12 protein-coding genes and 1 pseudogene are annotated in these 14,849 nt (G+C 65.9%); 4 read left to right on the top strand and 9 right to left on the bottom strand.

All coding sequences use genetic code 11. The features are described from left to right. Positions 1 to 66: 66 nt before the first annotated feature. Entirely contained in the window at positions 67 to 2,217 is a 2,151-nt protein-coding gene (locus ABZ909_RS10865; protein ID WP_356997716.1) for an acyltransferase family protein, read from the top strand. Between the two features lie 69 nt (positions 2,218 to 2,286). Here ABZ909_RS10865 and ABZ909_RS10860 read toward each other — a convergent pair whose 3' ends face one another. The 8 genes from ABZ909_RS10860 to ABZ909_RS10825 all read right to left on the bottom strand — a co-directional run bounded on the left by ABZ909_RS10860 (position 2,287) and on the right by ABZ909_RS10825 (position 11,280). Then, positions 2,287 to 2,622 carry a helix-turn-helix domain-containing protein gene (locus tag ABZ909_RS10860; RefSeq protein WP_356997715.1) on the bottom strand — a complete coding sequence of 112 codons (336 nt, stop codon included), beginning with the start codon at positions 2,620 to 2,622 and terminating at the stop codon, positions 2,287 to 2,289. A gap of 447 nt (positions 2,623 to 3,069) precedes the next feature. Continuing rightward, positions 3,070 to 4,017, bottom strand: coding sequence for a potassium-transporting ATPase subunit C (locus ABZ909_RS10855; RefSeq protein ID WP_356997714.1), 948 nt, complete (start codon positions 4,015 to 4,017; stop codon positions 3,070 to 3,072). After that, on the bottom strand, positions 4,017 to 6,167 hold the full coding sequence (gene kdpB, locus ABZ909_RS10850; protein WP_356997712.1) for a potassium-transporting ATPase subunit KdpB: 2,151 nt from the start codon (positions 6,165 to 6,167) through the stop codon (positions 4,017 to 4,019). Before kdpB ends, ABZ909_RS10855 begins: the two co-directional genes overlap by 1 nt. After that, positions 6,164 to 7,840 (bottom strand): potassium-transporting ATPase subunit KdpA, encoded by a 1,677-nt coding sequence (kdpA, locus tag ABZ909_RS10845; RefSeq protein ID WP_356997710.1) that lies wholly within the window; start codon positions 7,838 to 7,840, stop codon positions 6,164 to 6,166. Before kdpA ends, kdpB begins: the two co-directional genes overlap by 4 nt. After that, the gene (gene kdpF, locus ABZ909_RS10840) at positions 7,841 to 7,927 is read right to left on the bottom strand and encodes a K(+)-transporting ATPase subunit F (RefSeq protein ID WP_120737472.1); all 87 of its coding nucleotides are present in this window, start codon (positions 7,925 to 7,927) and stop codon (positions 7,841 to 7,843) included. Between the two features lie 362 nt (positions 7,928 to 8,289). Continuing rightward, a complete protein-coding gene (locus ABZ909_RS10835; protein ID WP_356997708.1) occupies positions 8,290 to 8,610 on the bottom strand; it encodes a hypothetical protein in 321 nt (106 codons plus the stop codon). 51 nt (positions 8,611 to 8,661) lie between these two features. Continuing rightward, on the bottom strand, positions 8,662 to 10,533 hold the full coding sequence (locus ABZ909_RS10830; RefSeq protein ID WP_356997707.1) for a protein kinase: 1,872 nt from the start codon (positions 10,531 to 10,533) through the stop codon (positions 8,662 to 8,664). A 78-nt stretch (positions 10,534 to 10,611) separates the two neighbouring features. Further along, positions 10,612 to 11,280, bottom strand: a complete 669-nt coding sequence (locus ABZ909_RS10825) for a hypothetical protein (RefSeq protein ID WP_356997706.1) — start codon at positions 11,278 to 11,280, stop codon at positions 10,612 to 10,614. A gap of 443 nt (positions 11,281 to 11,723) precedes the next feature. Between ABZ909_RS10825 and ABZ909_RS10820 the strand changes: the two genes are divergently transcribed. The 3 genes and pseudogenes from ABZ909_RS10820 (at position 11,724) to ABZ909_RS10810 (ending at position 13,748) form a co-directional block, all read left to right on the top strand. After that, positions 11,724 to 11,864 carry a hypothetical protein gene (locus ABZ909_RS10820; protein ID WP_356997704.1) on the top strand — a complete coding sequence of 47 codons (141 nt, stop codon included), beginning with the start codon at positions 11,724 to 11,726 and terminating at the stop codon, positions 11,862 to 11,864. 113 nt (positions 11,865 to 11,977) lie between these two features. Continuing rightward, positions 11,978 to 12,169 (top strand): annotated as a pseudogene (locus ABZ909_RS10815) (transposase); the annotation flags it as partial. Positions 12,170 to 12,998: 829 nt separating this feature from the next. Continuing rightward, positions 12,999 to 13,748, top strand: a complete 750-nt coding sequence (locus tag ABZ909_RS10810; protein WP_356997702.1) for a hypothetical protein — start codon at positions 12,999 to 13,001, stop codon at positions 13,746 to 13,748. A 331-nt stretch (positions 13,749 to 14,079) separates the two neighbouring features. Here ABZ909_RS10810 and ABZ909_RS10805 read toward each other — a convergent pair whose 3' ends face one another. Beyond that, positions 14,080 to 14,250: a hypothetical protein gene (locus ABZ909_RS10805; RefSeq protein ID WP_356997701.1), complete on the bottom strand. Its 171-nt coding sequence runs from the start codon at positions 14,248 to 14,250 to the stop codon at positions 14,080 to 14,082. Positions 14,251 to 14,849: the final 599 nt, after the last annotated feature.

Here is a 14,849-nt window from a genome sequence, read left to right as displayed (position 1 = left end):
GACACGGACCTCTTCTGTGTGGCGATTGGTAATTTCCGCGACCCCTGACCGACAATGGCAGCCGCCATGTCCATATCCAGCACCGATCACCCGACCTCACCGGGCAGCGACCGACAGGACGCGCCGGCCGCCCCCGCCAGGCCCGGGACCTACCGCCTCGATCTGGACGGATTGCGTGGCGTAGCTATCGCGCTCGTCGTCGCCTTCCATATCTGGGCCGGACGCGTATCCGGCGGTGTGGACGTGTTCCTGGTGCTGTCCGGCTTCTTCTTCACCGGCATGCTGATGCGCCGCGCCGACAGCGGATCGGTGGGTGTCCTGACCACCATCCGGCGCACGCTGCGCCGGCTGCTGCCCGCCATGGTGGTGGTGCTGGCCGCGGTGGTCGTCGCCACGGTGGTGCTGCTCCCCCACACCCGCTGGTCGAATATCGCGGGCCAGACGCTGGCCTCGCTGTTCTACTACCAGAACTGGTATCTGGCGCTGTCCTGGTCGGACTATCTGGCCGCGGATCCCTCGGTGAGCCCGCTGCAGCACCTGTGGTCGATGTCGGTGCAGGGGCAGATGTATCTCGCGCTGCTACTGACCGTCGCCGGCGTGGCCTGGGTGCTGCGCCGCGTGATTCGGGCGGGGGCATGGAAACTGGCCGCCGAGTACCCTCTGCTGCGCCGCGCCGGACAGGACGGTGTGCAGCGGCTGACACTCGCGGTGATATTCGCCGCCGCAGCCATCATCTCGTTCCGCCATGCCGGCGAAGGCGTTTCGACCCAGCAGGGCTGGAACTACTACGACACCTTCGCCCGCGCCTGGGAACCCCTCGCCGGCGGTCTGCTCGCCCTGGCCGCGCCGCTGATCCGGCTGCCCAGGCCGACGCGGGAGGTGTTCGCGTGGACCGGAATCGCGGCCATCGCCTGCTGTGGCTGGATGGTGAACGGCTCCCTGGTCTTCCCCGGCCCGGCCGCGCTGATTCCGGTCCTGGCCACGGCCGCACTGATTCTCGCGGGCGCCGGCCGCGACACCGCCGATCAGCCGCTGGTGAATCGCCTGCTGGCCTCCTGGCCGGTGGTGCAACTCGGCGGATTCGCCTACGCGCTGTACCTGTGGCACTGGCCGATGCTCATCTTCTATCTGGGCGAACTGCATCAGCGGCGGGCCGGGTGGCTCGGCGGGCTGGTCATCATCCTGATCTCGCTGCTGCTGGCCTTCGTGACCCATCACCTGGTCGAGGAGCCGCTGCGGCTGCGCTCGCGGCCCGCCGCGACCCCCGCGCGCGGCCGCGTGCTCGCCGGGGTGGCGGTGTCCACGGTCGGGGTGCTGCTGGTCGGCTCGACCTTCACCTGGCAGTGGAGCATGGGTGCGAAGGCGCACGCGGTCGGCGAGCTGGATCCCGCAAAATATCCGGGCGCGGAGGCCCTCACCGATCACGCGCTGGTGCCGCGCGCCCCGATGCGCCCCACCACCGAGGAAGCCCCCGCCGATATCGCCTACCCCACGCGCGACGGCTGCATCGCCGACTTCGACACCCGCTCGGTCGTCACCTGCACCTACGGTGATCGCGACGCGCACCGCACCCTCGCGGTGGTGGGCAATTCGCATGCCGAGCACTGGATTCCGGCATTGCAGATCCTGGGCGAGCAGTACCGTTTCCGGGTCGTCGTCTACTTGAAGATGGGCTGCCCACTCACGGTCGCCGAGGAGCCCATCTACAAGGGCCAGCAGAACCCGGACTGCCGCGACTGGTCGTCCGAGGTGATCGACCGGCTCGGCGTGGAGCGCCCCGAGTACGTCTTCACCACCGCCACCCGCCCCAGCGACAATGGCGGCGACGAGACCCCGCAGGACTACGTCGACGTCTGGTCGGCGCTCTCCGACCGCGGGCTCCAGATCATCGGCATCCGCGACACTCCGTGGCTGCGCCGCAACGGTATTCGCTACCGCGCCATCGACTGCCTGGCGGGCGGCGGCGATCGTCTCAGCTGCGGCATCCCGCGTGCCGAGGCCCTCAGCCTGGAGAACCCGGCCGCCGCGCCCGCCGCCGCCTTCCCGAACATGCACCTGATCGACCCCAACGACGCGGTCTGCGAACCCGACATCTGCCCGGTCGTGGAGGGCAACATCCTCATCTACCACGACGAACACCATTTGACCGCAAGCTATTCGCGGTCCATGGCCCCCGAACTCGCCCGCGAACTCGAGCCCATCCTGGACTGGTGGTAGCCCCATCCCCGAACCGATGGTAGCGAACACGACGATTCCGGCCCGATCCTGCGCGGACCCGACTGATGATCAGCGGTCGCGGGCCGAATGCGGGTACTGGTAGAGCGCTTCCCAGACCGCGAAGCTGCTCAGCAATTCGATGGTGCGCCAGCCGCTTTCGGTCAGGCGGACGGGGCCGGCGATGTCGAGGGGGTCGTCCCAGGTGCCGACGTGGTCGGCGGTGACGACGCCGTAGGCGGCCAGGAGCCGTAGGACTCGCGATACTCCGGGCCTGCGGAGGCCGAGTTCGGCGCGCAGTTGCCGCACCGTGTGCGGCTCGCGGGCCAGGAGGTCGAGCAACTCCACCACGCCACGGTGATTCACCAGCTCACGTAGTGCGGACAGCTCATCCGCTGGGTTATCCATCGAACCGACGCCTCGTCTTTCGACCACGGAACCTTGTCGGCACCGACGCTAGGCCGAGCGAACGGGCTGATCGCCCGATCTTGACGGCCCCCGTTCGCCCCGGCCCACCTTCTTTACCGAATCCATACGCGCTACCGATGACGCGGTAACACAACAGAATTCGGGGCCTCGCACGTGCTCGGCGACGACCGGCCCCCTGTGCCGACCGCCGCCTCCTGCCGCACCATCGCGGCCACCGATCCGCACGGACCGAATACGCCTACGCGGCAAAGGCTTCCGTCGTCGAGACGGTGACCACCGACGGCCATGCGCCTACCCGCGGCCCAGTTCTCGCTCGTGCGGTGAGCTGCCCAACCCCACCACGTGTTCGCCGGACCGGCAGCCGGCATGCCAAAGGGGCCCGGTCGCCTTCGTGAGCGAAGCGACCGGACCCCAGGGGTCGGCTGATCAGCCCTTGGACGGGTACTTGCTGTCCAGGTCGTAGTTCAGCTCGACGACATTGACCGTGGGCTCACCCATGAAGCCCAGGGCCCGGCCGCTCTTGTGGGCATCCACGAGGGCCTTGATCTGATCCTCGGAGACGTGGCGCGCCTTGGCAACCCGCGCCACCTGGATGGCCGCGTACTCCGGGGAGATCTGCGGGTCCAGGCCGGAGGCCGAGGCGGTCACCGCGTCGGTCGGCACCGGGGTGTCGACCGACGCGTCGCCGCGGATCGGCACGATCTGACCGGCCGAGTAGTCCTCGCCACGCTTGCCGCACTCCACCTTGACGCCCTCGTATGCCTGCATGAACGGCGTGGTCGGGTTCTTCGGATCGGTCGAGCAGGCCTCGTTGACGCTGATCACCTGGGTCGGGTGGGTGACCAGACCGTGCGAGTCACGGTCGCCCATGACCGCCAGCACCGAGCCGACGCCACCGGAGGTGCAGTACGGACGACTGCCGTCCACACCCTCGAGCTGGCCGACCGCCGCGCTGCGCGAGCACACGGTGCTGAGCAGGCTCAGCTTGTCCTTCTTCGGGTCACTGGCGTCCAGACTGTCCACCACGGACTCCGGGCCCATATTGCCGAAGGACGTGTTGGTCGGGTCGTAGCCGTCCGGGATCGCGCTCATACCGGTGGTCGAGTCGGGGGCCGGGGAAGAGTTGGACGGACGCGTCTGGAAGTACTGCACCAGCGCATTGCCCTTACCGTCGGTGAACGCCTGCCCGATCAAGCTGGAGCCCACCAGCTTTCCGTCCTTGGTGATCAGCGAACCGTCCGCCTTGTCCTTCAGCCCGGGTATCTGCGAGATACCCAGAACCACGGCCGGGTAGATGAGCCCGGTGATCACCGTGAGCACCAGCAGCGCGCGCAGCGCCGCGATGTGTTGCCGAATCCAGGCTGACATACGCATTAGGACATCCCCGGGAAGAATTGAATGACAAGGTCGATGAGCTTGATCCCGATGAACGGCGCGATGATGCCACCGATGCCGTAGATGTACAGGTTCCGGCTCAACAGCTTCGACGCGCTCGACGGACGGTAGTTCACACCGCGCAGCGCCAGCGGGATCAGGCCCACGATGACGAGCGCGTTGAAGATGACCGCCGACAGGATCGCCGACTGCGGCGAGTGCAGCCGCATGATGTTCAGGATGTCCAGGCCCGGGAACAGCGACACGAACATCGCGGGAATGATCGCGAAGTACTTGGCGATGTCGTTGGCGATCGAGAACGTGGTGAGCGCACCACGGGTGATCAGCAACTGCTTGCCGATCTCCACGATCTCGATCAGCTTGGTCGGGTCCGAATCCAGGTCGACCATGTTGCCGGCTTCCTTGGCGGCGGAAGTACCGGTGTTCATGGCCACGCCCACGTCGGCCTGCGCCAGGGCGGGAGCGTCGTTGGTGCCGTCACCGGTCATCGCGACCATGCGACCGCCCTGCTGCTCCTTCTTGATGAGCGCCAGCTTGTCCTCGGGAGTCGCCTCCGCGAGGAAGTCGTCCACACCGGCCTCGTCCGCGATCGCCTTGGCGGTCAACGGGTTGTCACCGGTGATCATGACGGTGCGGATGCCCATCTTGCGCATCTCGTCAAAGCGCTCGCGCATGCCCTGCTTCACGACGTCCTTCAGGTGAATGACGCCGAGCAGCTTGGCGGTGCCCTTCTTGATCTCCGCGACCACCAGGGGGGTGCCGCCGGAGGCGGAGATGCCGTCGACGGTCACGCCGACCGCTTCCGGGATCTCGCCGCCATTGGAGCGGACCCATTCGGTCACGGCCGAGGCCGCGCCCTTGCGCAGCTGGTGGCCGTCGGCCAGGTCCACACCCGACATACGGGTCTGGGCGGTGAACTCCACCCAGCTGGCGCCGACCAGTTCGCCCGGGGTGCGCTCCCGCTTGTTGTACGCCTGCTTGGCGTACACCACGATGGAGCGACCCTCGGGGGTCTCGTCCGCGAGGCTGGAAAGCTGTGCGGCGTCGGCCAATTCGTCGGCGGTGACGCCCGGCATCGGTACGAAGTCCGAGGCCTGGCGGTTACCGAGGGTGATGGTGCCGGTCTTGTCCAGCAGCAGGGTGTTGACGTCGCCGGCGGCCTCGACCGCACGACCCGACATGGCCAGCACATTGCGCTGCACGAGACGGTCCATACCGGCAATGCCGATGGCGGACAGCAGCGCGCCGATGGTGGTCGGGATCAGACACACCAGCAGCGAGACCATCACGATGCCGGTGACACCGTTGATGTCGAGCGTCTGGTTGTCGCCCACACCCGGATTGTTGACCTTCGAGAAGATGGCCAGCGGCTGCAGGGTCGCCACCGCGAAGACGAAGATGATCGTCAGCGCGGCCAGCAGGATGTTCAGCGCGATCTCGTTCGGCGTCTTCTGCCGTGAGGCGCCCTCGACGAGCGCGATCATCTTGTCGATGAACGAGCCGCCCGGCTCCTGGGTGATCTTGACGACGATCCGGTCCGACAGCACCGTGGTGCCGCCGGTGACCGCGGAACGGTCACCGCCGGACTCGCGGATCACCGGCGCGGACTCACCGGTGATGGCCGACTCGTCCACGGAGGCAATGCCTTCCACGACATCGCCGTCACCCGGAATGACCTGGCCCGCCTCGACGACCACGTGGTCGCCGCGCTGCAGCTCGGGGGCCGCGACCTTCTCCTCGACCACCCGTGCGCCCGGGGACCAGTCCACCAGACGGCGAGCGATGGTGTCGGTCTTGGCCTTTCGCAGGGTGTCCGCCTGCGCCTTGCCGCGGCCCTCGGCCACGGCCTCGGCCAGGTTGGCGAAAATCACTGTCAGCCAGAGCCATACGACGATCGCCCAGGCGAAGAACGTCGGATGCACCAGCGCGAGAATGGTGGACCAGACCGCGCCGATCTCGACGATCAGCATCACCGGATTGCGCCACATGGTGCGCGGATCCAGCTTCTTGACCGCGTCCGGCAGGGACTTCACCAGCATCTTGGGGTCGAACAACCCCGCCGAGACACCGCGTTTCGGCTTGCCGGGCGCCGCTTTCACCGGCGCAGAATCGATGGTGGGAGTGCTCATGAGTGGATTCCTTCAGCGAGCGGGCCGAGCGCCAGCATCGGCAGGAAGGTGAGCGCGACCAGGATGACGGTGACGCCCGCGACCATGCCGACGAACTGCGGCCGATGCGTCGGCAGCGTGCCCTCGGAGGCGGGGGTGTGACCCTGAGCGGCCAGCGAACCGGCCAGCGCCAGCACGAAGATCATGGGGACGAAGCGACCGAACACCATGGCGAAGCCGAGCGCGGTGTTCCACCACACCGTGTTGCCGGACAGACCGGCGAAGGCCGAACCATTGTTGTTGGCCGCGGACGTGAAGGCGTACAACACTTCCGAGAGCCCATGTGGACCCGAATTGGCCATGCCCGCTCGCTCGCCCGGCAGTGCCATCGCGATGGCCGTGCCGGTCAGCGCGATCAGCGGCGTCACCAGGAAATACGAAGCAGCCAGCTTGATTTCGCGCGGGTTGATCTTCTTGCCCAGGTACTCCGGGGTGCGGCCGACCATCAGACCGGCGACGAAAACCGTGATCACGGCCAGGATCAGCATGCCGTACAGGCCCGAACCGGTACCACCCGGCGCGACCTCACCGAGCTGCATGTTGAACATGGTCATCATGCCGCCGAGGCTGGTGTACGAGTCGTGCGCCGAGTCCACCGCACCGGTGGATGTGAGCGTGGTCGCGGTGGCGAAGGTCGCCGAATCCGAGACGCCGAAGCGGGTTTCCACGCCCTCCATGGACGCCCCGATGGCACTCGGCACGGTGCCGTGGTGCTGCATCTGAAAGAAGTTCATCACCGTGACGCTGAGGATGGCCAGGGTCGCCATGACAGCGGCGATGGCCACGCCCTGCTTCTTGGAGCCGATCATGCGACCGAAGGTCCGCGGCAGCGAGAAGCTGATCACCAGCAGCATGAAGATCTCGAGCCAGTTGGTCCACGCGGTCGGGTTCTCGAACGGGTGTGCCGAGTTCACGTTGTAGAAACCGCCGCCGTTGGTGCCGAGCAGCTTGATCGCTTCCTGGCTGGCAACAGGTCCGCCCGGCAGGGTTTGCGAACCGGTGTTGCCCACCGTCTGAGCGATCTGGTCGTACACGTGCAGGTTCTGGATCGCGCCGCCCGCGACGAGCACGATGGCGAACACGATCGACAGCGGCAGCAGAATACGGGTGGTTCCCCTCACCAGATCCACCCAGAAGTTGCCGAGTTCGCCGCTGCGGCGGCGGGCGAAGCCGCGTACCAACGCGACCGCCACGGCCATACCGACGGCCGCCGAGACGAAGTTCTGCACGCCCAGGCCCACGGCCTGAACGACGTGACCCATCGTCGACTCACCGGCATAGTTCTGCCAGTTCGTGTTCGTGACGAAGCTGATGGCGGTGTTCCACGCCAGATCCGCGGTCATCTTGGTGCCCGGATCGTTCAGGTGCAACGGCAGTTTGCCCTGAATCAGCTGCAGGAAGAACAGGAGCAGCACGCTGATGGCCGAGAAGGCCAGCACGCTGCGCGCGTAGACGGCCCAGGTCATCTCGACGCCCGGCTGCACGCCGATCAGTCGATAGATGCCCTTCTCGGCCTTGGAGTGCTTCTCGCTGCTGTAAACCCGGTACATGTAGTCGCCCAGGGGCACATGCACCGCGGCCAGCGCGATGACCAGGGATACCGCGAACAGGATCCCCGCTGTTGTCGTGCTCACTCAGAACCTCTCCGGATACAGCAGCGCCGCCACCAGATAGATGGCGATACCGACGGCCAGGACCAGACCGATAATGTTCTGCGTCACAGCCGTTCCACCCCGCGTTGGATCAAGCCGAACAGGGCGAAGATCGCCACCGTCAGCACCGTGAACACCACGACAGACATGTCTCGAAACCTCTCTGCTTACGGGCACGTCCTGAGACGCGCCGGAGTGAGTCAAGCGCCCGGATAGCGCAACTTCGAGGCCCTTTACGCCTTCTTAGCGTCCCAGCGGGTCGCATTGACGCTCCGCTTACAGGGTCGCGCCGCGTGTCGGAGGGATGTCGTCGACATACCGCACAAATCCATCAAGAAACCGTCAGGACCTGGTATTTCGACGGAACCCGGACGCGCTGAAGCCCCCGGAGAGCGATACTCTCCGGGGGCATTGCGAAGGCGAAGTGGGGGTCAGCCCAGGGCGGCCGCCGCCTCCTGCGCCGCGGCCGCCGGGGATGGCGCGGGAGTCCGATGCCCCAGTAGCAAACACGCAGCGATACCGCCGATCAGCACCGCCGAAAGCAGCACCATCGACTGCACCAGCGCGGCGCTGAACGCGGATTGCACTGTGCCCGAGAGGGATCCGCTCGCACCCTCACCGACCGACGGAATGCCGTGCGCGGCAAGCCGAGCCGGAATCAGTGCGCCGTGCACATTCACCAGGAAGATCCACTTCCAGCCCAGCCCGTCCACCAGAATGCCGCCGATGATCGGGCCCACCAGCGGGGCCACGCCCGCCACCGAGCCCCACGCGCCTTGCGGCCTCGACCGTGGCCTGAACGGTTAATTGCGGGGGTAGGTCTTGACGATGGTGCCGTCGAGGCCGGCCGCCAGGTAGGCGCCGCCGTAGTCGTCCGAGAGGTAGACCAGCAGGCTGGGCTGATCGTCGTTGAAGGTCCAGGCGGGGTTGACGATGATGTAGCGGCTGGTGGGGTGGGGGACGTTGAGTTGCTGGGCAGCCGCGGTCAGGAGGGCGGGGAGGAGGTCCCAGTTGATGGAGCCGAGGTCGATGGTGGGCTCGGTCAGCTCGCTGCCGGCGCCGTCGCGTTTGGCGGTCCCGTTGCGGTAGGAGAACTTGTCGTAGAGCTTGGGCTGGCCCTGGACCGGGGCGCCCGTGCCGATGTAGGTCGGGTAGATCGTGGTTTCGGTGAATTGTTTGCCGCCGGTGACCTTTTCGAGGGCGGCGACGGCCTTCCGGATGCCGTCGGGAGTGAGCAGGTCGGTGGTCGCGTCACCCTTGGCGGTGGTGGGGGCGATGACGGTGGGCGGGATGACGCCGCTCAGCGGGATGCCGGTGGGTTGGGTGGGGACGTTCGGCTGGCCCGATAGGCCTTGGCCGCCACCGGACGAGGAAGGCCACAGGGCAATGGCGGCGACCGCGGCGACAGCCAGGACGAAACCGACACCGGCGAGTATCCAGGGACGCGAATTGCGTTGCGGCGCAGCAGGAACAGGGATCGACGAGACCGGTGGAAACGGCTGGGATGCGGTGAATCCGTGGGGCTGCTGGACTGTCGGGTATCCCGTCGACGATGAAGTGGTCGCGAAGCCCGGCTGCTGCGGTGCGGTCGGAAACCCCTGGGGCGGGGGCATTGCCGGGAAGCCCTGCGACGACGTCGAGTTCTGCGGTCCGGACGTCGTCGAGAATCCCTGGAAATGGGGCGGCGGAGTGAAGTCCTGGGGCGGCGACGTGAAGTCCTGGGGCGGCGACGTGAAGCCCTGGGGCGGCGACGTGAAGCCCTGGGCCGGCGGTGTGAAGCCTTGGGCCGGCGGCGTGAAGCCTCGGGCAGGCGGCGTGAAGCCTCGGGCAGGCGGCGTGAAGTCCTGGGCCGGCGGCGTGAAGTCCTGGGTGACCTGGGCGAGCATCTGGTCGACCTGGTCGGCCGGCGGGCGGTGGCCGGGGTTGGGGACCAGGAGGGCTTGCAGGACCGGGGTCAGCGCGCCGGCCTGGCGTGGGGGTGGGACCGTGCCCATCAGGACGGCGGCGAGGGTGGCGACGTCGGTGTCGCGGCGCATGGGCTGGTAGCCCTCGACGGCGGCGAAGAGGACCAGGCCGAGGGACCAGAGGTCGGAGGCGGGGTTGCCCTCGTGGCCCTGGAGTCGTTCGGGGGCGACGTACGGGAGCGAGCCGACGACGCTGCCTGTGGAGGTGAGGCCGGTGAGGTCGTTGACGGCGGCGATGCCGAAATCGGTGAGGACGGGGGAACCGTCGGTGCGCAGCAACACATTCGGGGGCTTCACGTCCCGGTGCAGGACACCCACCGCGTGCGCGGCGCGGAGACCGGCCAGGATGCCACGACCGACCCAGGCGGCCTGCCCCGGCGACATCGGCCCCTCGTCCAGCCGGTCGGCGAGCGAGCCGCCCGCGACCAGTTCCATGACGATCCACGGATGCTTCTCGGCGGGCGTGTCCACGATGTGGTGGATGGCAACCACATTCGGGTGCGTGATGCGCGCGAGCGCGCGTGCCTCGCGCAGCACCCGTTCCCGCTGTACCTCCGCGGAGCCCGCGTCGCCTTCGGCCCGCACCTCTTTCAACGCCACCTCGCGGTGCAGCGCGATGTCGTAGGCGCGCCACACCGTGCCCATGCCGCCGCTGCCGAGCGGTTCGATCAACTCGAAACGCCCGTCGACCATTGCCCGCCCGGAATTCACGGACGACAGCTTAGGGTTCCCCCACTGCACACGCGAGATCTCGTACCAATCGGTCTTTTTCAACCCGATGAATTCAGGCTAAGTACCCTGCAAACCGTTGCCGGTCCCGGTGGCCGCGCCGAGCCCGTAACCGACAACTCCGCCCACGATGCCACCGGAGACAGCGGCCACTGTCCCGCCGATCAGGGCGCCTACCGCAGCACCCGCGCCGGCCCCAGCGAGGGTGCCGCCTGCGGCCCCCAAGGGCGCACCCACCCCCAGGGTCGGAACGGCCATGGCGAGGCCGGCCACGACCCCGCCGGCAGCCCCACCGAACGCAGCCCCGATAATCGCTCCCGGCACTGCCCCGATCACCGCGCACGGTATAGCCGCCACGGCCGCGCCGATGATGAGACCGGCTGCACCGCTACCCACATTCAGCCTGGTGACCCGGTCCGAGTAGTTGTCGTCAACCGAGTGCAGCCCGCCGCCGATGACGGCATTGGTGGCGGCTGCAGCATTTTTCGCCTGATCGAGCCGGGCGTCGGGGACACTCTCCGGCACCGGGATGCCGAACGCACCGGGCGGTACCGGGCTCGTCCAGAGCTGCTCGAAGACCGCGGGAGCCGGGACGCCGGGCTGCGTCGCGGCGGCGCCCGTGGCGCTGGAGCAGGTCACCACAGCGACGGCCAGTGGTACTGCGCCGACGATCGGCAGCAGGGCGCGTCGCGACGCGCTGGTCCTGGATTCTCCACACCGACGAGTCATGCGACCACCCTCTCGTTGGATTCGACTTGGAAAAGCTCCCTGACCACTGCCTATCGGACACATGCGGCAAGGATGATAGCCACATCGTAACTGCGTCATGCAAGAACTGCGGCCTACGCCACATTATTTGAGCATGGGTTGCATTGCGCCAGCGGTGATAGGGGCACCAGGCAGAGGGATTTTGGTTTCAATGCGGCTACCACATTTGCTGTCTTGTTGCTCGCTGCGCAGTCGTTCGCCGGTTCCTCCCGACCACGGACATCCAGATCGATGCCTTACCGTTTGGCCTTCTCGAGCCCGCTCGGATCCTGTCAACAACACGGCACACGACTGTAAAGAAACCGTCAGGATCAGCGACCTGACCAGCATCGGAGGTATGAAGTGGGGACCCGTACGCGCACACGCGCAACCGGGCGCACACCCAGATAGGTAAAGGAGAAGCCGTGCCGCACATCGCCGTCACCCTGATGGTGATCTTCGGATTCCTCGGTTGCGCACTGGTATTGCGCGTCCTGGCCGCCGCCGAAGGCACCCGCGAATCCGTCCGCAAGCACAGCAGGGCTTCCGCGCACCACGCACGATGAACGAGTAAGACGCGGGCTAACCCGCACCCGGAACACTCTCCCGGGTGAGCATCCATTCACACCCGGGTCCGGCAGGTTCGAATCCTGCCGGGGGCACACTCCGACCGGCAGATGTGCACAAGCTGGTCGAATCCCTCGGCATCACAACACTTTCCAAATCGCAGGGACCGATGATGGCCCGAGATCTCGACGCCCGGTTCGAGACGTTCCGCACCCGCCCGCTCGACCAAGGCTCCTACACATACGTCGCCGCCGACGCGTTGATACTCGAAGTCCGCGAGAACGGACGTGTCATGAAGGTGCACACGCCCTGATCGGCACCGGCGTCACGCCGCAGGTCGCCGTGTTGGCCCGCGACGAGTAGCTCCGGCGCTTCCTCATGCGCGTCGACATCAGACCTGCGACCGCCCGCGCACGCACGCACCTTCGGGGTTCATCGCGGATGACTCTAGCCGTTCGGTAGTGGCTGGTCACAGATTTGCCGGATTAAGTCGCATGAAATCCTGGAAATTTATGGCGGGACCCGAGGGCCGGCCAGCGGTGCGATCATGACGAGACCCTGCCAGCCGAATCGGTTCGACTGAATTATCCGATTGAGGACCGTCCCCAAAGCGGCAATCAGGAAGTATTCCCCGGAACGTTTGCGTGTTTTCCTGAGGAACCCTAAGGTCGTGGGTTGCCGGCCCAGCAAAGGCAAGCCGGTCGACGCGGCGAGTCCTCGCACCAGGACGCCACACAGTCGCCGCGTGTCGGTAATGCCAGTACTGAGTCCGCCAGCATTACTTCTTCCGCAGCAATCGACGAGCGACTCACATCACGCCGACACCCAAAATACGTCCAGGCAACGGAACGTTGCAGTGGACCGCATTCCGCCACTCTGACACAGAGGAATGAACCCAGCGTTTGTCGCGGAAACGGACCCGTGCCGAAGTCGGCAATGCACCGGCCGGATCACACCGCGCTTCTCGAGGAGAATTAGAAGCTTCTTGAAGAGAATTAGAAGCTTCTCGAGGAGAATTAGAATGAAACATAGGGTAATCCGAGCGACGCCCGCGGAGGCACGGCCATTAAGATGTATTGCAATTCGGCAAAATCGATGCAATTGACAATAAGTCACGTCTAGAGTCAAGGGATATGGAGCATCCGACGATGGATGGCAGTGGTCATACGGCTGGCTTCGCTCGTGAACTGCGACCGGCGGAACGGCTTCAACTCTCCCGGGAAATCCATGGGATCGTGACGCGCATGGCCGGCGTCATCTCGGGTCTCGGGCCGGACGCCTGGCGGCGATACGAGAACGCAGCCCTGGATGCCGTTGAAGTCCGGGAGCTTCAGCTCGGTTTTCTTCACATATGCAGCGTCCTCGAGTGCGAGATCGACCCGTGGATGGCAGGTGGGGCGGCCGCAGCTCTCGACCACACAGCAGACCTCGGCGATATCGCGGCCGTGACCCATCTGGGGCGGGAGACGGTACATCGCCGATGGGGCCATCTGGAGTCGATCGGTGCGCGGATAGCCCTGGTGATCTCGCGCCCGTGGCCGGACGTTGAGGCCCTGGTCGACACATCGGGTGGCCAGGTCTCCTATGAAATGGACCGTCGGTGGTGGCACATCGGAACCGCTGTCCGCCGAGGTGCACGCCACGCCATCGTCGTCGTCGATCGTGTTGTCCAGCGTGTCTACGAGCTCGATCCGGAGGGCTGGGCACCGGACGGTACCGGGCACCTGTGGGAATTCAGCGCCGTTGGCGCGGCACCGTTGGGGACCCAGCGAGTCCAGGACGCATTCGACCATGGACTGCTGCCTGTTCGTTTGGGTGATCGTTATCCGGCTCGACTGGACGTCGGCTGCATGCCATGCTATTTGGCCGATGACGGCGTCTAGGAGACTGCTGAACAAGCGGGTCGAGCCAGGACGAGTACGTCGGCGGGAAACCAGTGCCACGCCATGCGCGGCGCACCGCTCGCGCATCTCGCGCCGCTTGTGCACCGAGTAGTTGTGCAGGTCAGGTACAACTTCCCGCCAGGCCAGCGGCCCGCAAGGATTTCAAGTCGACCACTCGGTGCTCAGCGAGTTCCGTTCCCGGACGCCGTGCACTCGAGCTGCGGCAGCACCCTGCCGACGCGTTCGAGCACAAATGACCGTTCGAATTCGGCGACCTTCGCGATTGTTTCGATCCTGGGCCTACAGGCCGAAACGCACCGACCTATGGAACTCACGAAAGGTCATTGCACACCAGTACATTGCGCGCCAGGTCCTCCAGACTCCGTCTGGCGCGCACTGCCGACCAGGGATCTTTGGCGAACAGCCCCGGATAGTGTTCACAGTAGGCAATGAAGGTGGATCTTTCGGTAACCCAGACGACCTGGAAATCGTTGAATGTCACATGCTTTGCGTACACTGCGCTCCGTCTCTGCAATCGGTACCAAGATTCTTCTGAACAATTGTCCTAAAGTGGCGGTCGAATCGGCGCAACGGGCGGTAACGGGCTACTCAGACCGGCTCAGATGAGCCGGTTGCCGACTCCTGGTTCGAGCCTCGGCCACCACGCTCCCATCACGACAGTCCAACGCCTCCGATCGGTGAATGTGTTTGCCCTCCCAGCGGTGGTGTCGGGGATAGTCGACACCACCGCGACATTGTGGAGCTTAGAAGGGCGTTCATTCCACAACATCAGGATCCGCTAAGGGGGGTAGCGAATCATTCGCCAGAATACATCCCAGAGGGGATATTCGATGGATAAAGAGGAAAGGTTTCCCGTTTGCCTGATTGAGGACTGTCCTTATTCGGACAAAAACCGGCAGTCGCGGTTTTGGGATTCCGGCAAATCTGCCAGTCGCCCCACACTCTGGATTCATCGACACCTACCCCGCTCACCCATGATGTTCGCCAGAAAGTGGCTATGCCGGGATTTCCGGTGACGCGGGGTTCACCCGGATCGGGAACCACGGGACGACTTTTCGATGGGGACGGTGCCGCTGGGCG

Source organism: Nocardia sp. NPDC046763, assembly GCF_040645495.1.
Lineage (GTDB): Bacteria > Actinomycetota > Actinomycetes > Mycobacteriales > Mycobacteriaceae > Nocardia.
Note: the sequence above shows the minus strand (reverse complement) of the source record. Positions and strands in the feature narration are given on the sequence as shown.